General features: G+C 68.4%; 22 protein-coding genes. 8 read left to right on the plus strand and 14 right to left on the minus strand.

The window, feature by feature from the left end; all coding sequences use genetic code 11:
* Positions 1-30: 30 nt before the first annotated feature.
* The 11 genes from ACFTZC_RS38740 to mpaD all read right to left on the minus strand — a co-directional run bounded on the left by ACFTZC_RS38740 (position 31) and on the right by mpaD (position 12665).
* Entirely contained in the window at positions 31-774 is a 744-nt protein-coding gene (locus ACFTZC_RS38740; RefSeq protein ID WP_382898405.1) for an SDR family oxidoreductase, read from the minus strand.
* Positions 774-2672 (minus strand): ABC transporter ATP-binding protein, encoded by a 1899-nt coding sequence (locus tag ACFTZC_RS38745; protein WP_382898406.1) that lies wholly within the window; start codon positions 2670-2672, stop codon positions 774-776. The genes ACFTZC_RS38740 and ACFTZC_RS38745 overlap by 1 nt, the downstream gene beginning before the upstream one ends.
* Positions 2596-4353, minus strand: coding sequence for an ABC transporter ATP-binding protein (locus ACFTZC_RS38750; protein WP_382898408.1), 1758 nt, complete (start codon positions 4351-4353; stop codon positions 2596-2598). The genes ACFTZC_RS38745 and ACFTZC_RS38750 overlap by 77 nt, the downstream gene beginning before the upstream one ends.
* Before the next feature lie 140 nt (positions 4354-4493).
* The gene (locus ACFTZC_RS38755) at positions 4494-4988 is read right to left on the minus strand and encodes a chorismate--pyruvate lyase family protein (protein ID WP_382898409.1); all 495 of its coding nucleotides are present in this window, start codon (positions 4986-4988) and stop codon (positions 4494-4496) included.
* Positions 4985-6427: a class I adenylate-forming enzyme family protein gene (locus tag ACFTZC_RS38760; RefSeq protein ID WP_382898410.1), complete on the minus strand. Its 1443-nt coding sequence runs from the start codon at positions 6425-6427 to the stop codon at positions 4985-4987. The genes ACFTZC_RS38755 and ACFTZC_RS38760 overlap by 4 nt, the downstream gene beginning before the upstream one ends.
* Positions 6424-7056 (minus strand): HAD family hydrolase, encoded by a 633-nt coding sequence (locus ACFTZC_RS38765; RefSeq protein WP_382898411.1) that lies wholly within the window; start codon positions 7054-7056, stop codon positions 6424-6426. Before ACFTZC_RS38765 ends, ACFTZC_RS38760 begins: the two co-directional genes overlap by 4 nt.
* Before the next feature lie 8 nt (positions 7057-7064).
* Positions 7065-8153, minus strand: coding sequence for a nicotinate-nucleotide--dimethylbenzimidazole phosphoribosyltransferase (locus ACFTZC_RS38770; protein ID WP_382898412.1), 1089 nt, complete (start codon positions 8151-8153; stop codon positions 7065-7067).
* Positions 8146-9435 (minus strand): glycosyltransferase family 4 protein, encoded by a 1290-nt coding sequence (locus tag ACFTZC_RS38775; protein WP_382898413.1) that lies wholly within the window; start codon positions 9433-9435, stop codon positions 8146-8148. Before ACFTZC_RS38775 ends, ACFTZC_RS38770 begins: the two co-directional genes overlap by 8 nt.
* Positions 9432-10583 (minus strand): CDP-glucose 4,6-dehydratase, encoded by a 1152-nt coding sequence (gene rfbG, locus ACFTZC_RS38780; protein WP_382898415.1) that lies wholly within the window; start codon positions 10581-10583, stop codon positions 9432-9434. Before rfbG ends, ACFTZC_RS38775 begins: the two co-directional genes overlap by 4 nt.
* Entirely contained in the window at positions 10565-11347 is a 783-nt protein-coding gene (locus ACFTZC_RS38785) for a sugar phosphate nucleotidyltransferase (RefSeq protein WP_382898417.1), read from the minus strand. Before ACFTZC_RS38785 ends, rfbG begins: the two co-directional genes overlap by 19 nt.
* 28 nt (positions 11348-11375) lie before the next feature.
* Complete coding sequence (gene mpaD, locus ACFTZC_RS38790) at positions 11376-12665, minus strand: daptide-type RiPP biosynthesis aminotransferase (protein ID WP_382898418.1); 1290 nt, start codon at positions 12663-12665, stop codon at positions 11376-11378.
* Between the two features lie 318 nt (positions 12666-12983).
* Here mpaD and ACFTZC_RS38795 point away from each other — a divergent pair, with 318 nt between their 5' ends.
* From ACFTZC_RS38795 to ACFTZC_RS38830, 8 genes are all read left to right on the plus strand, one after another.
* Positions 12984-14645, plus strand: a complete 1662-nt coding sequence (locus ACFTZC_RS38795; protein ID WP_382898420.1) for a carbamoyltransferase — start codon at positions 12984-12986, stop codon at positions 14643-14645.
* Positions 14642-15838 (plus strand): cytochrome P450, encoded by a 1197-nt coding sequence (locus ACFTZC_RS38800; protein WP_382898421.1) that lies wholly within the window; start codon positions 14642-14644, stop codon positions 15836-15838. The genes ACFTZC_RS38795 and ACFTZC_RS38800 overlap by 4 nt, the downstream gene beginning before the upstream one ends.
* A 41-nt stretch (positions 15839-15879) precedes the next feature.
* Complete coding sequence (locus ACFTZC_RS38805) at positions 15880-16887, plus strand: isopenicillin N synthase family dioxygenase (protein ID WP_382898422.1); 1008 nt, start codon at positions 15880-15882, stop codon at positions 16885-16887.
* A gap of 168 nt (positions 16888-17055) precedes the next feature.
* Positions 17056-17802, plus strand: a complete 747-nt coding sequence (locus ACFTZC_RS38810) for an NAD-dependent epimerase/dehydratase family protein (RefSeq protein ID WP_382898423.1) — start codon at positions 17056-17058, stop codon at positions 17800-17802.
* A 333-nt stretch (positions 17803-18135) separates the two neighbouring features.
* Entirely contained in the window at positions 18136-19128 is a 993-nt protein-coding gene (locus ACFTZC_RS38815) for a ParB/RepB/Spo0J family partition protein (RefSeq protein ID WP_382898425.1), read from the plus strand.
* A 148-nt stretch (positions 19129-19276) separates the two neighbouring features.
* Positions 19277-20176: a glycosyltransferase family 2 protein gene (locus tag ACFTZC_RS38820; RefSeq protein ID WP_382898426.1), complete on the plus strand. Its 900-nt coding sequence runs from the start codon at positions 19277-19279 to the stop codon at positions 20174-20176.
* Between the two features lie 108 nt (positions 20177-20284).
* Positions 20285-20539, plus strand: a complete 255-nt coding sequence (locus ACFTZC_RS38825) for an acyl carrier protein (RefSeq protein ID WP_382898427.1) — start codon at positions 20285-20287, stop codon at positions 20537-20539.
* A gap of 125 nt (positions 20540-20664) precedes the next feature.
* Positions 20665-21549: an aldo/keto reductase gene (locus ACFTZC_RS38830; RefSeq protein WP_382898429.1), complete on the plus strand. Its 885-nt coding sequence runs from the start codon at positions 20665-20667 to the stop codon at positions 21547-21549.
* Positions 21550-21642: 93 nt separating this feature from the next.
* On the opposite strand, the gene ACFTZC_RS38835 is transcribed toward ACFTZC_RS38830, so the two are convergent.
* From ACFTZC_RS38835 to ACFTZC_RS38845, 3 genes are all read right to left on the minus strand, one after another.
* Positions 21643-22734, minus strand: coding sequence for an isopenicillin N synthase family dioxygenase (locus ACFTZC_RS38835; protein ID WP_382898430.1), 1092 nt, complete (start codon positions 22732-22734; stop codon positions 21643-21645).
* A gap of 171 nt (positions 22735-22905) precedes the next feature.
* Positions 22906-23784, minus strand: a complete 879-nt coding sequence (locus ACFTZC_RS38840; protein WP_382898432.1) for a transketolase family protein — start codon at positions 23782-23784, stop codon at positions 22906-22908.
* Positions 23785-23792: 8 nt separating this feature from the next.
* Positions 23793-24497: a thiamine pyrophosphate-dependent enzyme gene (locus tag ACFTZC_RS38845; RefSeq protein ID WP_382898434.1), complete on the minus strand. Its 705-nt coding sequence runs from the start codon at positions 24495-24497 to the stop codon at positions 23793-23795.
* Positions 24498-24528 lie beyond the last annotated feature (31 nt).

Below are 24528 nucleotides of genomic sequence, written 5' to 3' on the forward strand. Positions count from 1 at the left end.
ACCTGGTCCGGCCCGGAACGGTCGCCGTCATCAGAGTGTCCCGCCGGAGGCCAGCAGGTTCTGGCCGGTGAGCCACCGTGCGTCGGGACCCACGAGGAATCCGACGACGTCGGCGATGTCCTGCGGCTGGGCGAGCCGACCGAATCCGTTGGACCTGCGCCACTGCCGGAGTACCTCCGGTCTGACGGAAGCCGACACCTCCTCCGTCTCCACGGCGCCGGGTGACACGGTGTTGACGGTGATGCCCCGGCCAGCGAGTTCCTTCGCCGCCACCCGGGTCAGCTGGTCCACGGCGGCCTTGCTGGCAGAGTAGACAGCCTGCGACGGGTGCGCCAGGGCCGTCGCGGCGGACGAAATGTTCACGATTCTCCCCCCCTCGCGCATGCGGTGGGCAGCCTGCTGGATGGCGAAGAAGACCCCTTTGACGTTGAGGGAGATGGTGCTGTCGAAAGCGTCCTCCGTGGTGTCCGCGAACTTGGCACGATGCATCACGGCCGCGTTGTTGACCAGGATGTCGAGTCCTCCGGTCAACTCCTCGGCCCGGGCGAACAGCCGTCGGACGCCGTCCAGCCGGCTCAGGTCGGACTGGACGGCGTGGGCCCGGCCCTCGCCGGCTTCTGCCCGGGCCACCATCTCGTGTGCCAGGTCCACGCTTTCCCGGAACCCGATCACCACCACCGCGCCGTCGTGGAGGAGACGGGCCACGATCCCTCGACCGACCCCTCGCGAACCACCGGTCACGACCGCCACCTTGCCGTCCAGCGGTTTCTCCATCAGCCGGTCTCCTTCGGTGTCCCGTTCATGCCATAGCCCTCGCGGTAAGAGGACGCCTGAATGCCGTACAACTCGGCGTACGGCCCCCCCCGGGCGACCAGTTCGTCGTGCGTTCCGTACTCGGCCACCCGCGCCCCGTCCAGGACCACGATCAGGTCTGCCATGCGCACCGTGGAGAACCGGTGGGAGACGAGGAGCGTGATGCGGCCCGTCGAGGCGTTTGCGTCCGAACGTGCCGCCTCCGCGAAGCTCTCGAACAACGCGTGCTCGATCTCGGCGTCCAGCGCGGACGTGGGTTCGTCTAGGACCAGCAGCAACGGTGTCTCCTGCATGAACCCGCGGGCGAGCGCGATCTTCTGCCACTGGCCGTGCGAGAGATCGGTGCCCTGGTCCCAGTTTGCTCCAAGCTGGCTGTCCAGGCCGCGCTCCAGTTTCTCCACAACATCGTCGGCCCCGGCACGGGCGACGGCGGTCTTGACGGCGGACAGGTCGGCGATCCTGGGGAGGTCTCCCACGCCCACTGACTGCCGCACCGGATATTCGAACTTGAAGAAGTCCTGAAAGGCCCCAGTGAGCCGGTCCCGCCAGTCGGCCGGGCGGACTCTGCCCAGGTCTGTCCCGTCGACGGTGATCTTTCCCGCAGAGGGGCGGTAGAAGCCGCACAGGAGCTTGACCAGGGTCGACTTCCCGGCCCCGTTCTCACCGACGACGGCGACCACTTTCCCCGCCGGGAGGTCGAGGCTGACGTCGTCCAGGATCAGCCGGTCGGTCCCGGGATACCGGAAGGAAATCTTCTCCAGACGGATGCCCTTGCCGAGGTTCTCGGGGGCCGGGAGGTCGGCCGCGGCCAGGGCCGCTTCGGCGTAGTCCTCCAGCCAGGCGAGCCGACGGGAAACGTCCACCCAGATGGCGCGGAAGAACTGGGTCTGGCTGACCGTCTGGCCGATGTACTGCGACAGGCGGCTGCCCGCCGTCAGCACCAGGGTCACGTCCCCGGCCGCCGAGACGCCGCCCCGCGCGGTGTAGGCCACCGCGGCGACGAAAGCGGCCCCAAGCACGGCCTGGGCGGCGGACTGCCAGGCCGCCGAGGTCCACCTCGCCCTGGCCAGCGGCACATAGCGCCTCCTCCAGTCGTCCCGGTACCTGTCGCGCAGCCAGCGCTGCACACCCGCGACCCGGATTTCCTTGCCGGCGGCTGCCGACGTGCCCAGCGTGAACAGGTGCCGGGCTCGTCGTTCGTGCCGGGCTCCTGCCTCCTCGGCCGCCTTCTCCGCGCCGGAACGCCAGTGCGAGACCAGCACGCCCGGAACGGCTACGAAGCCGAGCAGGCCCAGCATCGGATGGACCGACATCAGCAGGGCCAGCGTGAAGCCCAACCGGACAACCGCGCCGAGAGTGGAGAACAGTTGTTGGTACAGCATGCTCAGCGCGCTGGCGTGATCGCGCAGCACGGAAAGCCGGTCCAGGTGATCGGGGCGCTCGTGGTGTTCGATCGTGACCACCGAGGACTGCAGATGGGCCACGTGCGCCTCGAGCACGACGGCGGCCCGGTCGGCAAAGCGGCGGTTGGCGCGGTCGCTGACGACGTCCAGCAGCCAGCCGGCCGTGGCCAGTACTCCGACGAACGTCACGGCCTGCGCGATGCGCCCACCGTCGCCGGTCATCACGCCGTGCACGAGTTCCGCGAGGCCCACGGCGATCAGCGCGTCCGGCGCCGCCGCGGCGACGGTGGTCGCGAAGGCCACCAGGATCAGGCCGGGACTGGCCTGGTAACCCATCCGCAGGGAGCGGAAGAGGGCCGACGCTGCGGACGGCAGGCGGTCAGTGGCCGGTGGCATCGGGCTCCTCGGAAACGAATCGGGATGCCTGCAGGTCAAACATCCGCCGGTAGCGGCCACCGAGGGCCACGAGTTCGTCGTGCGTGCCCAGTTCCGTGACGCGTCCGGATTCCAGCACACAGATGCGGTCTGCGTGCCGCACGGTGGAGAAGCGGTGAGAGATGAGCAGCGTCGTGCATCCCTTGGTGGCCCGGAGGATGCGCTCGAAGATCTCGCGCTCGCCCTTGACGTCCAGCTGCGCGGTCGGCTCGTCCAGCACGACGACGCCCGCGCCCTGCCGCACCGCACACAGCGCGCGTGCCACCGCCACCCGCTGCCACTGCCCGCCGGACAGTTCCGTGCCGCCGTCATAACCGCGGGCCAGTACGGTGTCCAGCTCCGCGACTCCGGCGGCGCCCGCGTCGGCGAGGGCCGCCAGGATCGTCTCGTCCGGGGCTTCCAGTGGCGCCACGTTGTCGCGCAGTGGCATCTCGTAGCGGACGAAGTCCTGGAACACCGCAGTGACGCGACGGCGCCACGCCTTCGGGTCGATGTCTCGCAGGTCGACGCCGTCGGCCTCGACAACGCCCCGCATGGGTTCGTACAGCCCACACACCAGTTTGGCCAGCGTGGTCTTGCCCGCGCCGTTCAGGCCGACCACCGCCAGCGAGGTGCCCGCCTCGATGGTCAGGTCGAGTCCCTCGAGTACCGGCCGACTCGCTCCCGGGTAGGTGAAGGCGACCTGTCGGAAACGCAGGGTCTTCCCGGGGAGTCCGTCCGCGTCGCGCTCGCCCGAGCTAAGTCGCCCAGCCTCGGCCATCTCCGCCTCCAGCGCGAGTACCAGCGCCACCGAGTGTGCGGCTGGCGGCAGCGCCCAGCTGAGGCCGCCGAAGGCCAGGGCGCTCGCGCCCACTGCGGCCTGTGCGTACAGGACCACCTCGCCGGTGCCGACAGCGCCCGACACCGCATCGCTCGCCAGCGACCACAGCAGCACGCCGTTGGCCGTGACCAGCATGACGACCGTCCAGTGCAATGGCTTGCGCCGCAGCCGTGTCGCCTGCCAGCGCAGATCGACCAGCCTGCGCCTGCTGACGTTGAACCGGGCCACCGTCCATTCGCTCAGGCCGAACAGCCGTAGCTCCTTTGCCGCAGGGGAGCCGACGGCCTGCCGGTAGGCGTATTCGGCCCGCCGCTGGGCGTCGAGCACCTCGCCCTCGTCTCGGTCTCCCCACACGCTGCTCTCCCGCAGCAGCCAGTGGGTCGCCCCCCAGGCGCCACCCACCAGCAAGGGCGCCCACCAGGCGTAGGCCGCGAGAACGGCGGTCTGTCCCAGCCCGGCCACCACCTCGACCAGCCCTCCCGCGATGATGCCCAGCGAGACGTGCATCGGCGGTCCCGCGATGCCCAGGTCGAAGTCGCGTGCGCCGGTCAACCGGTCCGTCAGTCTGCGCGACTCCAGGTGGGCGAGGCCCGTCGGCCCGGTCGTGGCGATCAGGAGTCGGTCGTGCAGCCAGTACGAGAGTCTCTCACCGAGGTTGGCACCCACTTGTGAGTGCAGGGGCGCGAGCAGTTGGACCGTCACGAACACGATGCCTGCCGCGATCACCGGCCCCACAAGCGAATCGTTTTCGTTGACGGCATTCACCACCGCCGCGACTGTGACAGAGAACAGGGCAGGCAATATGCCGCGAGACACGATCAGAACCCACCACGCCCAGCCGAGCGCGCGGGACGCGCGCGGCAGCACCGAGAAGAACTTCACCTCCTCCCGGCTGCGCAGCCAACCGAGCAGAGAGCTGGGTGGTGGGCTGGTGGGAGGAGCGTCCGGTTGGGCTGTATGCGGTTGTGTTGAGGACACGAAATGACTTCCCTGTAGCGGAGTTGAGCACGTTACAAGATGATCTATGCCAAGGCGTCACGCAGCTGATCCCACAAGAAGGTCTCGGTGATGAGCAGCGCGGGGGCCCCGCCGACGAAGATCCGGTAGCGGCGGCATGCCTCGGCGGACCCGCTGCCGGTCCGTAGGTCGACATCGAGAATTTCCCGGAAGGTCTCCGTCCGGTTCCGTCGCAGCAGACGCCCGATGGGCTCCTGGGTGCGCAGCAGCCCGGTTCGCACCGCCGGCGGCAGGGCGTGGGGCACGCCGACCGAGGTCGCCCGGACGTAGGTTGTCCCCGAATCCGCGCCCACCAACTCGCTGGAGCGGAACAGGAACTCACCGTCACCGGACGTGGCCAGCACTGTACGTGTCCGGTTGTCGGCCGTTCCGTACGACTGGACCAACCGGGCGACGAGGAGACGCTCGCCCACCAGGTGCTCCAGCATGGGGGTGACCGTGCCGTCGGTGGTCAGCATGAGGCGCCGTACGGAGTCGAGTCCGCCGCGCTCCGGGATCATCGCGCCTCCCCGGCCGCCGTGGGTTCCTGGGCCGTCGCGACGGCGAGCGGCTTCCCAGTCGCCGACCGGGGGATCTCCTCGACCATGTCGAAACGCCGGGGCACCTGATGCGGCGCCAGCCTCTGCCGGCACCAGCCGGTCAGTTGCGATGCCGCCGACTCATCCAGCAGGACGACCCGGGCAACGGGCACCTGTCCCCGGGCCGGGTCGGCAGCGGCGACCACCTGGACGTCCGCGACCTGCGGGTGGGCGGCCAGCACCCGTTCGACCTCTCCGGGGCTCACCTTCTTCCCCGCGACGTTAATGACGGCCGTCACCCGGCCGACGAGCCGGATCCCCCCGCCCGGCGTCTGCGCGAGAGCGAGGTCCCCGGTCGGGTACCAGCCGTCGTCCCGGGCCAGCGGCTCCGTGCCGCGCGGTCCCAGCCGCAAGGCGGCCAACGAGGTTGTACGCAACAGGAGTTCGCCCACTTTCGACGCCTCGTCGAGCGGCTCGACACGGGCTGTCACACCGGGCAGTGGGGCTCCGATCCAGCCGCCTTCCTCGTCGCCGGTGAGAGGGGTGAGCGTCACGGCACCGGCCTCCGAGGACCCATAACAGTTGTAGAGGCCGAACGTGAAACGTTGCACCACAGTGGGGGCCACGCCCGCCGCGAGCGGCGCGCCCGCGGAGACGGCCGCCCGCAAGGTGGCCAGCCGGGTGTCCCAGACGGGATCGGCCAGTCCGGTCGAGGCCGCGAGGAGCCCGTAGTGGGCAGGTAGGGCGATCAGTGTCCGCGCGCCACACTCCTGGACGGAGCGCGCGAGCTGGGAGGGAACCGTCCGCGACGGGCACCAGCGCACTGTCGCCCCTGTCAGCAGGGGGCCCATCAGGCCGTAGTTAAACCCGTACGCGTGGAAGAAGGGCGCCGAGCACACCACAGGCGCGTCCGGCGCGTAGCCGAGGAAGCCGGCGACCCGCAGGGCGTCCGCCCGGACCGCGTCGACCGTGCGCACCACGGCCCTCGGGGTCCCGGTGGACCCCGAGGTGAGGAAAATCTGCGCACCGTCCGGCAGGTCAGGGGGCAGCGGTGACCGGCCGTCGGTATGCAGCCACAGGCGCCCGTCGAAGCAGGGAACCTCATCGGGGCCGACTGCCCGGGCACGGCCGTCGTGGACCACTGGGCCTGCCACCGGCGCGGGTGAGGAGGGATCCCGGTGGACCAGGGCAACGCCGGCCAGGTCGCACCCCAGGGTGACCACGGCGGTGCCTACAGGATCGGCCAACTCCGCGACCAACGGCTCGGCCGACTCAGGGCGACGCCGGAGCTGCGCCGCGAACGCATCTGCCGCATCCAACAGTTCGCCGTAGGCCCACGTCCTCCCTTCGGCGAGCAGTGCAGTGTCCGCATGCCTCCCGGCGCCCGCACGGACGGCCTCGTAGAGACTCTCGATACTCATCGGAGCTCCTTTCGCAGCAGCGTGGGGAGATCGCGCAGCCCCGCGATCCAGGTAGCACTGTCCGGGGCGGGGACGCCGGACAAGACCGCTCCGTGCGGCCCGACCAGCAGGGTGCGGATCCCGGCGGCACGGCCCTGCTGTGCGTCGACCGTGCTGTCGCCGACGTACAGGGCCTCGTCCGCTGTGAGCCCCAACAGACGCAGCGCGCGTGCCAGCCCGTCTGGCGCTGGTTTGGGACGCGGAGCGTCCTCCCGTGCGACGGTTAGGCCGACAGCGAGCCCGCTCGCATCGAGCAGCGCCTGGGCGTCCTCGCGGGACCGTCCGGTGCATACGCCAAGAACCCATGCGCCCTCGCGCAGGCGCTCGACGGCCGCCCGGGCGCCCGGCATCGCCGGTACCGGACGGCGTAAGAGGGCTTCGCGCAGCGCTCGCCCGTAGACGGGCAGGGCCGTGCCAAGACGCTCCTCGCCAACCAGGGCCCGCAGCGTCGCGACGTCGGTGGCCCGCTGGGCCGTCGCGATCCGCGCCGCGCTCGGTTCCTCCAGCCCAGCGGCTGCGGCCGCCTGCCGCAGGCAGTACCGATGCACGACCCAGGAATCGACCAGGGTGCCGTCCAGGTCGAATACCACACCGCGGATCACGGGCGTGCCGCCAGGCCCACCGAGGCCGCAGGCGGCGTCAGGTCTGCGACCGCCAACGCCGAGTTGATCACGCCGAGGGCGAGCGCGGCCCCCGAGGCCATGCCGAGCCGCATGCCCAGTTCGAGCAGGGGTGATCGGCTGAGCGCGTCGAGTAGCGCCCGATGGGCCGGTTCCGCCGAGCAGTGCGAGGCGACGACGGCGTCGGCTGTCGCTGGGCACAGGCGTACTGCGATCAAGGCTGCGACCGCAGTGATCATGCCGTCGATCACCGTGACCTGCTGCCTCCCAGCCGCCGCGAGGACGACCCCGACGTTTCCCGCGATCTCGTACCCACCCAGGGCCGCGAGGAGCCGCAGCGGATCGTCCGGCACCTTCCGGGTCCGGCGTAGCGCCTGCTCGACTAGTCCGCGCTTGTGCGCCACGGTGTCCGCGTCCACTCCAGAGCCGGCGCCCACCATTTGCGCCGGAGAGGTACCGAGTAACCGGACCGCGAGCGCGGACGCCGCCGTCGTGTTGCCCACTCCGATCTCACCGACCGCCAGCAACGCCGCCCCGGCCAGGCGACACCTGGCGTACGCGGCGCCGTTCAGCACGGCCTGCCGTGCCTGGGCCGGTGACATGGCGTCCTGCCCGGAAATGTCGCTGGTGCCGGGAGCGACCTTGTACCGCTGGTTTCCCACCGGCTCCAGCAGGCCGAAGTCCGCGCATTCCACCCTCGCCGGTATCCGGGCGGCCAGGATGTTCACCGGCGCCCGGCCCGCCGCGACGAGCCGCAGGACCTGGCTGGTCAACCCGTGCGAGTGCATGGACACGCCATGTGCCGCAACTCCGTGGTCGCCGGCCAGCACACTCACTGCGGCCGGCAGTGGACCCGGGGTGGCGGTGCGCCGGATGCCGGCGATGCGATGCACCAGATCGTCGAGTCTGCCGAGACTGCCCGGGGTGCGGGCCCGGGTGAGCTGGCGGACCACGGAGAGGCGGGCACTGCGTGGGTCCGCGGCGGTGACGTCCGAGCAGAGATCCTCGATGAGGCTGTCCTGGTTGGGACTCCGGGCTGTGGGGGCGCCGAGGGGGTGTTCACGCACTGGCGTTCGCCGACCTAAGGTCGTGGCAGAGGGCGGATATCCCCTGGGCGAAGAGGGCGTTGGTGAAGTGTTCGGCGACCCTGGCCCGGGCCGCGGCACCGCGCCGTTCGGCTTCGTCCGGGTGGGTGAGGGCCTCCCTCAGTGCGTATGCCAGGTTCGTGGGAGAGAGGGAACGTTCGCCCAGCGGTCCATCGACGGCCACCGGATATCCGTACTCCGTGCTCGGGACGAGCTCGCGCAGCGAGTCGACGGCCGAGGCCACGACCGGGCGGCCGAACGCCATCATCTCGGCGCACACGTAGCAGAAGGACTCCCAGAGGCTGGGGACCACCACGACATCGGCCACAGACATCCAGCCGAGCGCTTCGGCGCGGGGCACGTCACCGAGGAAGGAGACCCGGGACGCCACTCCAAGCTCTGCGGCGAGCTGGCGCAACGGGGCTTCTTCAGGCCCGATGCCGACCAGAGCCAGGTGGGGCAGGACCGCTGCTCCGCCGGCAGGCCGGGGCACCGGGCCCAGCAGGTCCAGCGCGGTGATCAGCGGGGCGAATCCCTTGACCGGGACGAGTCGGCCGCAGGCGACCAGCAGGGGGCGGTCCGGGGCGGCGCCGAGCAGCTCGGACCGGCATCGTCGCCACTGCGGGTCGGCCTCCACGGCGGCGATCTCGACCGGATCCACACCGAGGTGCACCACGCTGTGCGGTGCCTGGCCAGCGGGGTAGTAGCCGGTCACGGCATCGGACAGTGCCCGACTGATGTACACAGTGTGGTCACTCTCGTGCACCGCCTTGCGCTCCAGGTCCAGCAGGTGCTGACGAGTGGCCGACACTCCGGTCGTCACATGATGGGTGTCGCGGTCGTACGGCGTGATGGCCCGGAAGTCCTGCAGCAGGATGTTGACGACCGGCACCTGGTGACGGCGGGCGAACATGGCTGCCTCGGGATAGCAGAACAGGTCGGGAAGGACGACCACGGCCGGCGGTCCGAACTCGGCGGCCAGGAGGTCCGCGGCCGCGTACAGGCGGCGGTGGACGCGGATGCCGTGGCCGGCCATGCCGGTGACGGCGTTGTAGACGGTGTCCGTGCCGCACCGGTGAACCAGCACCCCGTCGGTCCGTTCACGTTCCTCGGTCCGCGACTGTGGACCGGTGGTGACGACGGTGACGTCCCATCCCTCGGCCGCCATGCCGACGGCGACGTTGCGGGCCACGGTGCTGGTACCGCCCACCGTGATGGGCGGGTACTCGCGGGAGAAGACGAAGACGCGCTGGTTTCCGGTCACGAGTGGTCGCCTTTCCGTCGGCCGGTCTGTGGTGATGGGACAGGCGCTATCAGGAACCCGTGGACCTGGCGGGAGATCGCGTCGGCCGGTGGCAGCCCGGCCGCCACCGCGCGGTCCCACTCGACGATGGCGCGCGCCGAGTCCTCCAGGCCGAAGGAATGCGTCCAGCAGAGCGCGTCCGCAGCCTTGCGTCCGTCGAGCCGCAGCAACTCCGCCTCGGCGAACCACGCGTCCTCGTCGACGAGAACGGGCACGGCCGGGCCACCGCTGCGGCGCCACGCGGCGACGACTGAGGTTACCAGCTCGTGCACGGTCGCGCCGTCCCCGGGAGGAGCGAAGTTGAACACCTCCCCCGGTCCGACCGACCCCTCGGCCAGGGCTGTGGCCAGCAGCAGCAGGCCGGCGACCACGTCCAGGACATGCTGCCAGGGCCGTACCGCACCGGGTCTGCGGAGCCGGACCGGTTGCTGCGCCCGCAGCGCCCTCATGACGTCGGGCACCAGCCGGTTGGCCGCGTGGTCCCCGCCGCCGATGATGTTGCCGAAGCGCACCGAGGCGGCACGCACCGGCCGGTCCGCTGCCCTGAACAGACCGGCATAGGTCTCGAAGACGAGTTCCGCAGCGGCCTTGGAGGTGCTGTACGGGCAGCCCGCGCCCAAGGCATCCACTTCACGGTAGGGCCTTCGCCAGCCCTCGTTGCGGTAGCACTTGTCCGAGGTGACGTGCACCAGAACGGTGGGCGGGCACAGGCGGGCCGCCTCAAGGACGTTGATCGAGCCCCCGACGTTGGTGGCGAGCGTGGTGCCCGGTTCGCTCAGGCCGACACTCACCAGGGGCTGCGCGGCCAGGTGGAAGACGACGTCGAAGGGGCGCGCGGACATCGCCCGGTGCACAGCCGCGAAGTCCCGTACGTCACCCGTGGTCGCAGTCGCCCCCAACGTGGTCAGGGCGGCGTCGCGGTCACGGCTATGCCGGTCGCCGTTCAAGGCGAATCCGCTGACCTCGGCCCCCAGACTCAGCAGGGCGGTGGTGAGCCAGGAGCCGACGAAGCCGCTGTGGCCGCTGACCAGGACGCGCTGGCCGCGCCAGGTGTCCGCCGGGACACGGGGCCGCGCCGCCGGGTGCGCGGTCAAATCGGTTCGAGCCATGGAAAACCCTCCCTCTTCATCAATTCCTCGACGTCGATGAAGTCCTTGTACGTGTCGAGCGGCAGCCACAGTCCCTCGTGGACGACGGCGTGCACGGCCCGCTCTGCGACCAGCCCTGGCAGTACGTGGGTCTCCAACTCCGTGTCGGGGGCAAGCGCGTCGAACAGCTCCGGCGCGCACATGAAGTAGCCGGCCGACACCAGAGCAGGCCGCTGTGGTTTCTCCTCGAAGCCGGTGACCGTCGTTCCTCCGTCGACCACGAGCTCCCCGAAGCGTGAGCGGACGCGCGTCGCAACCAGCGTGAGCAGTCCGTCCGTGGCCGTGTGGCGCTCGACCAGGGCGTTCAGGTCGAAGTCTGAGAGCACATCCGCGTAGCCGAGCAGGAAGGGGCCCTCTCCTATGTGCTCCCTGGCGTCTAGCAGCCGCAGGTTCTTCGCGGCCCGGGGCCCGCTGTCGACCAGCGTGATCCGCAGGCCCGCCGCCTCGAAGCGATGCCACCCGGCCCCAGCGTCGATCGCGTCCGGCCGCACCAGGAATTCGTTCAGCAGCAGCTTCTCGATGTCCTCTGCCCCGTAGCCGACACACAGGATGAACTCGCACAGCCCGAAGGCTCGGTAGTAGTCCATGACGTGCAGGAGCAGGGGGCGGCCGTCGGGGAGCGGGCGCAGCGGCTTGGGCAGGTCGTCGCCCTCGGTGCGCTGCCGCAGACCGAGGCCGCCGCACAGGAGTACGACCGGCGGGGCGGGCGGCTCCTGCCGTTTCACTGGGCGGAGCAAGGGATCACCCTTCTGGTCACGGAGTGGAATGCACGGAGCGTCGTCCGGAGAGTGCCTCGGCAGCCCTGTCGAGTCCCGTGCTCAGCGCCTGGCTCAGCTGCTCAACGTCCTCACGTTCGTAGACGAGGGCTGGGGCCAGTTGCACGCATCCCGGGCCAACGGACACCAGGGCACCGGCGCGGCGGACCTCGTCGGCGACGTGCTGCACGTCCTCGGGCGGCAGGTCCACGCCGTCGACGGCCAGCCGTAAGGCGCGGAAACAGCCGGTGCCGCGGTCGCCGGCCACCAGGGGGTGATCGGCCAGATCCGCCAGCAGTCCGTCGATCCACAGGGTGACTTGCGCCGCACGGTCGAGCGCCCGCAGGCGTTCCATCTCGCCGACGGTCGCCAGGATCGCGGCGCAGGTGGGTGGTGTGCCAGCTTGTGTCTCCGCATGCGTCAGCGAGGCGTCATGCCGTTCGAACACCTCGCAGATCCGGTGCGAGACGAGGACGGCCGCCGCAGCGCACGTGCCGTTTGTGAGGCCCTTGGACGCCAGGAGAACGTCGGGGCGGCCGGGCCAGGTGCGGGAGGCGAAGTAGCTGCCAGTGCGGCCGAATCCGGTGGCCACCTCGTCGGCGACCAGCAGAAATCCGTATTCGTCGCGTAGTCGGCACAGATCGGCGAGCATCGTGTCCGACAGCGGGTGGGCACCGGTGCCGAGCACCGGTTCCACTACGACCGCCGCGATGCGGTCGCCTTCGCGGGCGAGCAATTCGGCGAGTTCGGCGCTGTCTTGGTGGCCGACATGACGGATCGATCGTTGGTCGACGCCGTAGTAGCCCTGCCCGAGCCGCATCCCGGTCAGGCCGTGACTCCCGTAGGTCAGACCGTGATAGCTGTCCCTGAGTCCGACGACGATCTGCCGCCGGAACTGCCGGTGCAGCGCCCAGTACTGACGTGCGAGTTTCATGGTGAGGTCGTTCGCCGCGCCGCCGGACGTTGAGTAGATGACGCTGCCGAAGTGTTCGGCCCCGCAGATCTCGAGTAGCGCCCTGGACGCGTCGACCGCGAGCATGTGTCCTCCCCGCCAGACAGAGAGGTACGACGATTCGACCAATGCCTTGTATATGGCATTGGCAACCCGACGGTTCCCGTACCCAAGATTCACATTCCACAAACCACTGGTTGCACACAATCGCCATGTGCCGTCAGCGAAGAGCACTCTTCTTCCTTCCGCCCGGACGGCAGTGGCTGCATCCCGACCAAAACCGCCGGGCGCGTTTAGGAGTTCCCATAGCGGATATCGTTGAGGATCGACTTTCACAGGTTTCTCCCAGCGACCGATTGTCCGTTGACGGCGCAAAGCATGAGCTGACATGGCCGATGAATCACTGGAACCCAAATGATGATGCAGGGGACATGGAAGGGCGTCAAGGGGGCGAAGGCGGGGACGGTAGCAGGCGAGTAAGGCACTGATTAGCGACCTTGACATGCCCCGAACATCAAGTCATGCTCTTATCGTGTGCACAAGCGAACCACCTATACATCCATGTGACTCGTGGCGCGAATCCAGCAGCTTGATTAATTCAGTCCGTGCGGTCGTTGAATTGTCTATTCCTATTCCGGAATCAGGTATACTCGCATGGAAGGTAGGTACTTTGTGCGCGTGCTCGGCCTTGGTGGATCTCACCATGATTTTAGTGCCTGTCTCGTGGAGGACGGACGGATCGTTTCGGCTGTGGAGGAGGAACGGCTGACCCGGAAGAAGGTCGGCTTCGGACTCGGTCCGCGTCTGCAGCGTTGCCTTGCCGCGGATTACGTGCTCGCCGAAGCCGGGATCACGTCCGCCGACGTTGATCTGGTCGTCGCTAATGACTTTCTGAACCCGGTCTACGCGCTGCGTTTCAAGAACCGCGTCGAGTGGATCGGCCACCATCTAGCACACGCGGCCAGCACCTTTCACACCTCGCCGTTCGAGCGCGCGGCGGTCCTAGTGATGGACGGCCGGGGCTCGGAACACACCGTGCGGGGACAGCGGTACGGCGAGACGATCACGTGCTACACGGCCGACGAGGAAGGTCTGCGCCCGCTGCACGCGGTGCACGGGTTGATCACGCCTGCGGAGCGTCGTATCGACGAGCAGTGCGAGAACTCGGTCGGCGGCATGTACGAGGCAGTGGCCAAGTACATCGGCCTGCGGACTGTCGGTTCCGTGGGAGCCCCGGGCAAAGCCATGGGCCTCGCGCCCTACGGCACACCGCGGTACGTGCCCAGCCTTGCCGGGCTCTACGAACTGGAGGACGGAGAGTTCCGGCAGTCGCGGGCCCAGCTGCGCGAACTGGAGAACCTTATCGTCCAGGAGCTGGCCCGGGCCCCGGGCGCTGAAGCCGCCGACGAGATACGGGCCGACTTTGCCTTCGCGGTGCAGGCCCACGCCGAACGCATCGTCATCGAACTCGCGCGCCGGCTGTACGAGCGCACGGGCGCCCGACGGCTCTGCATGGCCGGCGGTGTCGCGCTCAACAGCGTAGCCAACTACCGGATTCTCGAAGAGACACCCTTCGACGAGATCCATATCATCCCTGCCGCAGGGGATAGCGGCACCTCGGTCGGGGCAGCCCTGTACGGCCACTACGGCCTGGGACAGCGGCCCTGGGCCCCCGTGCCCTTCTCGCCGTACCTGGGAACCGAGTACAGCGAGGAACGGATCCGGGCTGCGATCGCCCCGTACGGTGACCTGCTGCGGGTGGAACATCCGGGGGATCTCTTCGTGTACGTGGCTGGCGAGCTGGCGAATGGTGCCGTGGTCGGCTGGTTCCAGGGCAGGTCGGAAATCGGTCCGCGAGCGCTGGGGAACCGCAGCATCCTGGCCGATCCACGTAGCCCCGACATGAAGGACCGGATCAACGCCAAGGTCAAGCACCGCGAATGGTTCAGGCCGTTCGCGCCGGTCGTGCTGCACGATCGGCAGACGGAGTACTTCACCTCTGGCACACCCGCGCTGTACATGCTGCTGGTTCCGCACGTCCTGCCGGACAAGCAGGCAGTGATTCCGGCCGTCACCCATGTGGACGGCTCCGCCCGGCTACAGACCGCCGTACCCGGACTCAACCCGCGGCTGTGTGACCTGCTGACCGCGTTCGACCGGATCACCGGGGTGCCCGTCCTGCTCAATACGTCGTTCAACGACAATGAGGAACCCATCGTCGAGACCCCCGAGGATGCGCTGCGCTGTTTCCTGGCCACGGATATGGACCTCCTGGCGCTGGGGGACACCGTGCTCCGCAAGGCAGGTGAGGCATGAAAGCGGAGGAGAGCGCTCCGGTCTTTCCCTTGAAACGGCCGGACCCCTACACCCCTCCGCCGGAATACCGGCCCAAGGACGGGGCGGAGCTGCGGCGCTGTCCCCTCGCATACGGCGGCGAAGCATGGCTGGTGACAGGCATGCAGTCAGCGCGGGGCATCCTCGCCGATAGCAAGTCGTTCAGCTCGGACACGGCTCGGCCAGGCTTCCCTGCCTTCCCTCTGGCCTCGAAACGGCCAATACCCGGCCACTTCCTGTCCATGGATCCGCCTGAACACACCCGTCTGCGGCGCCTGGTGGCCGACGAATTCACTGCGGGCCGGGTGAAAAGGACGCGCCCGGCGATCGCCGCGACCGTCGCCGGACTGGTGGACGGACTGGGCGCCCGGGACGGCTCTGCCGACGTGGTGGCGGACGTGGCGCTGCCGCTGCCAGCGATCACCGCCTCCCAGATGCTCGGCACACCGCTCGAGGACCGCGAGTTCTTCGTCGAGTGCGTGCGGCGCATGCAACGGCATGACGCGAGCTATGCGCAGCGGGCCGCCGCTGCGGGCCGGCTGAACCAGTACCTGGCACGGCTGATCACCGCCAAGCGCCGCAAACCGGGCGCCAACGTTCTGGGCCGCCTGGCACGCGCGCTGGACGAGGGGCAGGTGGATCTGGACGAGGCCGTCGGAGTGGCGAACCTGATCGTCGTGGCGGGCCTGGAGACCACCGCCGGACTGCTCTCGCTGACCGTGCTCTCGCTGCTCGAACACCCCGACCAAGCGGACCTCGTGCGCACGGACCCGGGGCGGTGGGCGGGGCCCACCGTCGGAGAGGCGCTGCGCTACTGGACCGTCGTACAGCACGGCGTCGCCAGGGTCGCCACGCGTGACTTCGAACTCGGGGGGTGCCGCATAGTGGAGGGGGACGCGGTAGTGGTGAGCCTGCCGTCGGTGAACCGGGATCCGACCGTGTACCCCGATCCGGACCGCTTCGACATCACCCGTGATGTGCAGGGGCAGTTGGCGTTCGGCCACGGAGTCCACCGCTGCCTGGGCAGTTTCGTCGCGCACGCGCAGGCGGAACTGGCGGTTGCCGAGTTGTTCTCTCGCTTGCCCGGCCTGCGGGCGGCCGTCACTTCTACGGATCTGTCGTTCCTCGACGACATGCTCATCTACGGTCTGCGGGCTTTGCCGGTTGCCTGGTGACATCACTGCCCGCCCGTACAGCGACGACGGAAGGAGCTCAGGTGCCAGACAGTAATCCGGCCACCGGCACGGACGTGGTGCTGGTGGACGGCTATGTCCCCGTCATCGGCCTCGATCGCGCCGGACCGCACGATCCCATACGGCGTGGCGCGGTGGTACGTGCCCTCGCAAAGGCATGCGAGACCAGCGGCTTCTTCGTCGTCGCCGAGCACGGAGTGCCGCAGGAGACGATCACCGGGCTGCACAGGCTGGCACGGGAGTTCTTCGGCTGGCCCGACCGGGCGAAACAACTGGTCGCGAACGACCCCGTGGATCTGCTGCAGCTCGGCTACTGCGCCTACGACGGGATCGAGATGTTCAGCGCCAGCCGCCTCGGCGAGCCCGGCGCGGTCGCCGACGACGGTTCCGCCTCCCCGAACCGGCGGCCGGACATGCCGGGACTCCGCGAGACCTGCCTCGCCTACTACGACGCGGTCGGCACGCTGGCACTGGAGATCACGCGACTGCTCGCGACCGCGCTCGGGCTGTCCGAGGGCTGGTTCGACGACAAGTTCGACCACCACATGACCCCGTTGGGCATCGACTACTACCCGCCGCTGAGTGAACCGGCGCCGCCCGGAGCCCTGCGGATCGCCGATCACACCGATTTCGGCACGGCGACCCTTCTCCAGCAGGACGACGCCCCGGGCGGGGCCTGCAGATCCTGGACCGCGCGGGCCACTGGGCGAACGTCCCCCTCCATCCCCGGTACCTTCGTCGTCAACCTCGGCCGACTGATGACCACCAGGGCCAACGACCGCTGGCTCAGTACTCGGCACCGTGTTGTGTGCCCACCGGCGGACGAGTGCCACCGCGACCGGATCTCGATCGCCTTCCTCCTCCAGCCCAACGCCGACGCGCTGATCAGCTGCATTCCCACCTGTGCCGACGAACGGAGTCCGGCGCGCCATCGGGAGGTCGCCTCCGGCGACTACTTCGCCGCGCGAGCCCGCAGGGTCTATGTGCAACACCTGATGCGGCATGCATCCGCACCCGGCGCTCCGGAGTGACCGGCGCGCCGCTCCCGGGTCCGTATCGGGCAGCGGGGCAGCCCGCTGCCGACCGGCGTCTTCCCGGTTCCCGGGACCGTCCACCGCGGGCGGTGGTGACCGGCGGAGCCGGTTTTTCTGGGTTCCCACCTCTGCAACGCAATGATCGCGGGGGGGGTACGACATCATGTGCGTCGACGACTTCTGCACGGGCTCGTCGGTGAACGTCGCCCGGCCGACCTGAATGCGGGCCTGGAGGTAGCGGGCCGCGTCGACCTGGTGTTCCATCTGGCGTCGCCGGCCTCCCCCGTGGACTATCTGCGTCTGCCCCTGCAAACGATGAAGGCCAGCAGTCTCGGCACACGCAACGCTCTCGCCCTGGCCCGCGAGCGAGGCGCCCACTTCGTGCTCGCCCCCACCTCTGAGGTGTACGGCGATCCGTTGCGGCATCCGCAGCACGAGGGCTACTGGGGCAACGTCAATCCGGTCGGCCCGCGCAGCGTCTATGGCGAGGCCAAGCGTTTCACGGAGGTCTTGACCATGGCGAAGGGCGAGGCACACGACACGAATGTGGCGATCGTTCGAATCTTCAACACGTACGGCCCCCGCATTCGCCCGGACGACGGGCGGGCGGTGCCCACCTTCCTCCAACAGGCGCTGGCCGGGGAGCCTCTGACGGTCGCCGGTGACGGCAGCCAGACCCACTCCCTCACCTATGTGGACGACATCGTCGCTGGGCTCGTCGCCCTGGCCCGCTCCTCGCTGACCGGCCCGGTCAACATCGGCAACGACGACGAACTGACGGTGCTGGCTCTCGCGGACCTGGTGGTCGAGCTAACCGGATCCGCGTCCACGATCCGGTTCGTCGCGCGTCCGGCCGACAATCCGTCGGTGCGCTGCCCCGACATCCGGCTCACGCTCGACGCGCTCGGCTAGAAGCCCGCAGTGGGAGCACGTCAAGGGCTGTCCCGCACCATCGCCTGGGTCCGTCCGGCGGCAGCGCGCCTCCTGACCTGCGCCCGCCCTGAGCACCTCGCTCCGCCGGCCTGACCTGGAACCGATTTCGTCCCATCGATTCGAACGGGAGTGGATCTGCGTATGCCGCAAGAGCATGGCCGGGGCACGTCGCATGACAGGACCGCGTATCAGGTCGTCCGAACCTCATCAGTCTGCCGGAACAAGTACGGATAAATTTTTGCTTGCATGCCTTGACCTAATGGCCGAACACCATGATTCCGCATCGATTCGTGTCGCGTGGGGTGATCGCAAATGTTTCATCGGCTAAATGAATCCGGATCGACTGTCGACGCCGAGCAGGAACAAGAAGGTAAAGGAATCATCCGAATCCGGATCAGCGAACTCCGGGATTCTGACTCACCCAGACGGAACGGCGTGGACCCCGAGCACGTCCGTGTCCTGGCGGAAGCCGAGGGAAACCTTCCTCCGATATTTGTCCACCATGAGAACCTTGACGTCATCGACGGAATGCACCGAGTTCTCGCTGCCCGGATGAAGGGTTGCGAGGAGATCGACGCGCGGTTCTTCTACGGAAGCCGCGAGGAAGCCTTCTTCCTCGCAGTGAAGGCCAATACGGAGCACGGACTGCCGCTCACCTTGGGCGATCGCAGGGCCGCCGCGTCGCGGATCATCAGGTCCCACCCGGAAAAGTCTGATCGCTCGATCGCCGTCACCACCGGACTCGCCGCCAGGACAGTCGCGTCGATCCGGCAGAGCGCGGGGGCCGAGGCGCACACGCGCGTCGGACGGGACGGACGGAAACATCCGGTCAGCGCCATTGAGGGACGCCGCAGAGCCGGCGCGGTGATAGCGGCACGTCCCGATTCGTCTCTCCGGCAGATTGCCAGGGAGGCCGGCATCTCGCTGGGCACGGCACGGGACGTGCGTACGCGGTTCGAAGCGGGCAAGGACGTAGTGCCCGCCGTACCGCAGGCCGAGGCGGCCACCACGTCCTCGCCCGCTCTGCGACCGGGGTCCCGCCCGAGCCACGTCCAGCAGCAGGCGGATATTCAGTCCCTCATCGACGGCCTGCGCCGCGACCCGTCCGTCCGCTACACGGAGTCCGGCCGCACACTCCTGCGCTGGCTCGCCCAGCGGGTGGTGACGCGGGACCAGTGGCGTACGACGGCCTCCGAGGTGCCCCCGCACTGTGCTGTGTTCGTGGCCCGGATCGCACGGGAGTGCGCGACCGCATGGGCGGAGTTGGCGAACGAACTGGAACAGCGGCAGCACGAGAGCACCTGACGTCCCGATAGGTGGTCCGAGGCGATGCGCCGAGGACGACGGCGGCGGCTGTGTGGCCCCGGCGTGCCCGGGCAGCGCCGGGTGTTCAACCGCGGATGCGCAGCAGGTGAACACCCGGCATGTGAACACCGTGGAAAGGGATCATGCGATGGACGTCTCAATAGTTGTCAACACCCGTGACCGGCCCGATCGCCTCCGACTGCTGCTGTCATCACTACAACAACAACGCAACCTGCCCGGCGCCATGGAGGTGGTAGTGGTGGACGACGGGTCGCAGACCGATCTCGCACCAGCGTTGGAGGAACATCGCGGACTCGACGTCAGGCTGGTACGACAACCTCCTCTGGGCTACACCGTCGCCCGCAACGCCGGGCTGCGTGCCGCGGCCGGGGAGGTGATCCTTTGTCTCGACGATGACGTGCTATTCGACGAGGAACTGGTGGCGACGCATTTGAGTACGCACCTGGACACCCCGTCGGCGATCGTTGTCGGGGACCGGTTCAACACCTACCTGTCGAACCTGGACACACGGGAGAACCGGGCGCGGCTGAACGCAGCACTCCGCGGCGACTGGGGCCCCCTGAATCGACGGAGCCGACGCGACTACTACGCAGCCCAAACGCTGAAGCTGTTCGACCGGCACCCCCACGCACTTCCTGCGCCGTGGCTGTGCTTCGTCAACCGCAACGTGTCCTTCCGACGTGCCGATGCCCTGGACCTAGGCGGATACGACGAAGGGTTCGTCCGGTGGGGCGTGGACGACATCGAACTCGGTCTGCGAATGCATCATGCCGGTGCGCACTATCATTACCGCGCCGAGGCCCGCGTCTACCATCTGGAGACGCCGCTTCCGCCGGGCAAGCTCGACGCCCTGCGGGTGAGCCTCACGTATTTCGCTGAGAAACATCGGGGAGTGGAACCGGCCGCGTTCCGCTCCTTTGTTTTCGGCAAGCTTTCCCTGGAGGAGTTGTGTGCCTCGGTGCAGGAGCGCCGCTTGGTGTCCTTCGAGCAGCGCATGGGCCTCACCTTCTTTCACACGAGACGGTGACCGGTCGGGTGTTCGTCCGCCCCGTGCGGTGACATTACCTTGTCAGGATTCACGGCCATTTGTATCTTGAATAGACAGCGGTGGATGTCCGGTCGAAAAGGAGTCAAGGTGGCTGATCGACAGCTGGTCGTCAAAGCAATTACCGAACGTCTTGCCACGGTGATTACCGAGGCAGATATTTCGGATCTGACCGAGGACCGGGTGCTGAGCGAATTCCCGAGCTTCGACTCGCTAGGCATTCTGGAAACCCTGGTATGGCTCGAAGAGGCATTCGACGTGTCGATCCCCGATGAAGAACTGGTGGCCGACCGGTTCGACTCGATCGCGAAGATGGCGGACTACGTCGTGAGCCACCAGGTCTGACGGCCCTCCCCGCGACGCGTGACGCCCGGTGACCCGTTCAGCCGCGGATCCTCAGCGGTTGCACGCACGGCACCGGGCAGCCGTCATGCGTACCCATCGGCGAGCGAACTCCAGGGAGACATCCGGTGCGCAAACGCAGGTTCGGCCGACTTGGCCACAACAGTTCGGTGATCATCTACGGGGCCTCGATGCTCGCCTCCGTCGATCAGGACACAGCGGACCGCTCCATCGAGGAGGCTCTCGACGCGGGCGTCAACCACTTCGACGTCGCCCGTGTGTACGGCGACGCCGAGGTGCGGCTCGGCCGGTGGATGCCGGACATCAGGAACCGGATCTTCCTGGGGACCAAGACGGCCGAGCGCACGGCCGAAGGGGCCTATCGGCAGATCAGCGAGTCGTTGGAGCGGCTGCGGACGGATCATGTCGACCTCATTCAGCTGCACGCGGTCTGCACTGCCTCCGACCTCGACCGGGTGACCGGCGCCGGAGGGGCTCTGGAAGCCTTAGTGCGGGCCCGCGACGAGGGTCTGGCGCGAGCGATCGGCATCACCGGACATGGATTCGCCGCACCCGCCACGCATCTGGAAGCGCTGCGCCGGTTCCCCTTCAACTCGGTGCTGACACCGCTGAACCATGCCCTGGCCAAGCGAGAGGGGTTCTACCGCGACTTTCTCAGCCTGGCCGAGGAAGTCCGGCGCCAGGACGTGGGGTTCATGGCCATCAAGGCGGGCGCCCTGCGCAACTGGCGCTCCAGCGTACGGTCGCACACAACCTGGTACGAGCCATTGACCCGACAGGAGCACATCACCGCTTCGGTGGCCTGGGCCCTGTCCCACGACGCGGTCACCGGGCTGCCGAGTCCCGGGGACTGTGGACTGCTGTCCGCGTACATCACCGCGGAGCATGCGGCCAACCGGTACACGGCGGACGAGGCCGCCGCCGTGCTCACCGGTGTGCCGGACTACTCGTCCGGATTCGGCAGGCCGCCACGGACGGGTTCCTTGTCCTGAGCCGCCTCGGCGACCGTTTCCGTTCTCCATGTGCTCGTTCTCCGGATGGCCGGGAGGGGATCCCCCTCCCGGCCATCGCCGTACCGGATGTGCCTACGATCGGGGAGCCGCCCGCCGGGCGTCGTCGGGGCGCAGTCTGGGCACGCCGCCGACCTGTTGCAGTGTCCGGCCGGCCTGGGCGAGTCGACCGACCACGTAGGCGCGCCGGATCTTTGCCGCGATGTAATCGTGGGAGACGACCGGTGGGTACTTCGGAGGATCGGACTCGGTGGCGCAGGTCGGTATGCACTCGACAACCGCGTCGTGGTTGGGCTGGTAGAAGAACGCGAGCGACGTCCGGTCGCGGCGCCGGTCCTCCGGCGGTGGATTGAGCACACGATGGATGGCACTCGCCCACCGGTCGTTCGTCCAACGGGCCATGAGGTCCCCTATGTGGACCACGAAGGTGTCGGGGCTGTAAGGGATGTCCAGCCATTGTTCCGACTCACCTAGGATCTGCAGGCCGTCGGTGTCGTCGTCACCCTGGTGAAGCAGCGTCAGCGTCCCCCAGTCCTGGTGCGGGTCGTTGCGGAACCGGCGGCCCTCGAAGGCCGCCGAGTGCGGCTGGTAGTGGTTGACGGCGAGCTGCGTCATGTGACGGTCGAACTTGTCGTGGAACCAGTTCTCAGGCAGCTCCAGGGCGAGCGCGAACAGCTGTGTGACCTGCATGGCCACCGCCTCGACGGCGGCGTAGTAGGCCAGACACGGTTCGCGGAACTCCGGCAGAGCCGGCCACTTGTTGGGAATGCCCAGAACAGGATCCTGGAGTGGTTTCCAGCCCGCCGCCACGGGTTCCCCGAGCCTGCTCAGCGAGTACTTCTCCAGGTCGCCCCGGATGAAGCCGCGCTGAAGGGGATCCCCGGGCTCCGCGTCCATGGTGCTCTTGACCCCGTCGGGGAGGCTGAAGAAACGTGCTGCTGCGTCGTACACGGCCGCGATCGTGTCGCGCGGAACACCGTGCCCGGTCGCGAGGAAGAATCCGCCCGTCTCGCATGCGCGGCCGATGGCTCGGGCGTTGGCGGCTCGACGGGCCGGGTCATGAGGCCGGTCCAGCCCCAGGTCGACGAAGGGAACGCGACCCAGGCCGTCCTGCTCGGCAGCAGCCTGCCGGTTCGGTGCGGGCCCAGGTTCCTGCCTGCCGGACATCCGGTGCTCCTTTCTGCGGCGCACGCCCTTGACGCACGTACACGGTTGAACGGGCTGGTGAGTGGGGCGGCCAGTGATGGTCGGGCCTTGCCGGGCCGCTCCCCCGAAGGGAACGGCGACGAGTGCTGGTGCGGTGACGGCGTGCTGGGCACGCCCTGCGGACCCGGTAACTCAGCGCAGGAACGCTTCCATGCGCTGCCTGAGACTCCGCGCGTCCAGGCCGTGGAGCCGGTCGTGGTCCTCGACGGTTCCGTAGGAGCGCACATCCTGGCACCCGACGCCCAGGAGCAGCAGTCGGTGCGGGACATCGGTCAGGGCCTGGTCGACCGGCCTGGCCGAGGTGCCGGCCAGGTAGGGCTCGACGAGGACCACGTCAGGAGTGGTGAGCGTGGACCGCAGCGTTGTGACGTCGAAGGGGCGGACCGTCGTGGCGTACAGCAGATTAACGTCGAGGTCTCCCACGGCGTCGAGGCAGGGGTCGAGCATGGGGCCGACCGCTATGACGGTGCCCCGCTGTCCCCGTCGCACGACCTCCATTCGGCCGGCCTCGGGGCGGAACGCCATACGGTTCGTCCGCTCCGACAGGCGTACGTATACACGGCCATTGCCCCGGACCGCCGCACGCAGCACCGGCTCGACCTCCGCGCGATGGCCGGGAACGTACACATCCCAGTCGTTCTGGGTGTCGAGGAGCGCCACGTCCTCGGGACCGTGATGCGTCAGGCCGCAGCCAGACAGGTCGTACGACGCGCCGATGCTCACCAGCACGGCGCCGACGTCCTGATGGGCCAGATCCAGCTTGATCTGTTCGAACGGCCGGGACACCAAAAAAGGCGCGTACGTATGCACGATCGGCCGCATACCGGTGAGCGCGAGCCCGCCGGCCACCCCGATCATGAGCTGTTCCCTGATGCCGACATTGATCACTCGCGTGGGGTGCCGCGCCCAGGCCACGGTGAACCGGACAGCACTGATGTCCGCGAGGACGACGGCAGTGCGGGGGTCCTCGTCGAGCAGTCGGGTGGCCGTGGCGGCGAATTGTCTGCGCATCGGCCTATCTACTCCTTCGGTTTCATCATGGCGACGACCGCGTGAGGGCGGTCGGGGTGGGGCGCCGTCAGGGCACGCTCGAGGTCGGCGTGATCGCGACCGTCGACGACCGCGGTGGACCAGCTCTCACGATCGAAACGCGTCGCGATCCCACCCGACCAGCCGTGTGTCGAAGAGTCGTTGTCGATGACGACCACATGGAGGCCGCCGAGATTCACCGATCCGGCGAACGCGATCGCCTCGTGGTTGCTACCTTCGTCAAGTTCGCCGTCGCCGATCAGGCAGAAAACCCGGGGTCGCGTGCGTTGCTGTGCACGCAGGGCGAGCGCGATCCCGGTGGCTAACGGCAGTCCGTGCCCGAGAGAGCCGCTCGACACCTCGACGCCGGAGATCAGCGAACGATCCGGATGGAATCCCAGCGAGGACCCGGCCTGTCCATAAGAGGAGAGTTCCTCGACGGAAATGAACTGCTTCGCCGCCAGTACGGCGTAGAACGCAGTAGGCCCATGCCCCTTGGACAGGAGAAATCGATCGCGGTCCGGGTCGTCCGGCCGATCCGGAAACACCCGCAGTATCCGGTCATAGAGCACCCACAGTACGTCGAGTGTCGAGGTGGCACTGTCATCGTGTTTCTCGTCCCCAGCCATCATCGACATGAGACGAGGCAGATCCTGATAGGAGAAAACGGGAGGTGTCTCGGCAGCGTCCCTCATGACTGAATTTTTGGGCACGTGAATGACGCGG

Origin of the sequence: Streptomyces sp. NPDC056987, from assembly GCF_042673865.1 — a bacterium.
Taxonomy (GTDB): Bacteria; Actinomycetota; Actinomycetes; order Streptomycetales; family Streptomycetaceae; genus Streptomyces.

Excerpts from the sequence above, each read along its gene's own strand:
- ACFTZC_RS38740 (WP_382898405.1), bottom strand. The coding sequence starts at position 774 with ATGGAGAAACCGCTGGACGGCAAGGTGGCGGTCGTGACCGGTGGTTCG.
- ACFTZC_RS38755 (WP_382898409.1), bottom strand. The coding sequence starts at position 4,988 with ATGATCCCGGAGCGCGGCGGACTCGACTCCGTACGGCGCCTCATGCTG.
- ACFTZC_RS38760 (WP_382898410.1), bottom strand. The coding sequence starts at position 6,427 with ATGAGTATCGAGAGTCTCTACGAGGCCGTCCGTGCGGGCGCCGGGAGG.
- rfbG (WP_382898415.1), bottom strand. The coding sequence starts at position 10,583 with ATGGCTCGAACCGATTTGACCGCGCACCCGGCGGCGCGGCCCCGTGTC.
- ACFTZC_RS38795 (WP_382898420.1), top strand. The coding sequence starts at position 12,984 with ATGGAAGGTAGGTACTTTGTGCGCGTGCTCGGCCTTGGTGGATCTCAC.
- ACFTZC_RS38800 (WP_382898421.1), top strand. The coding sequence starts at position 14,642 with ATGAAAGCGGAGGAGAGCGCTCCGGTCTTTCCCTTGAAACGGCCGGAC.
- ACFTZC_RS38815 (WP_382898425.1), top strand. The coding sequence starts at position 18,136 with ATGTTTCATCGGCTAAATGAATCCGGATCGACTGTCGACGCCGAGCAG.
- ACFTZC_RS38820 (WP_382898426.1), top strand. The coding sequence starts at position 19,277 with ATGGACGTCTCAATAGTTGTCAACACCCGTGACCGGCCCGATCGCCTC.
- ACFTZC_RS38835 (WP_382898430.1), bottom strand. The coding sequence starts at position 22,734 with ATGTCCGGCAGGCAGGAACCTGGGCCCGCACCGAACCGGCAGGCTGCT.
- ACFTZC_RS38840 (WP_382898432.1), bottom strand. The coding sequence starts at position 23,784 with ATGCGCAGACAATTCGCCGCCACGGCCACCCGACTGCTCGACGAGGAC.
- ACFTZC_RS38845 (WP_382898434.1), bottom strand. The coding sequence starts at position 24,497 with ATGAGGGACGCTGCCGAGACACCTCCCGTTTTCTCCTATCAGGATCTG.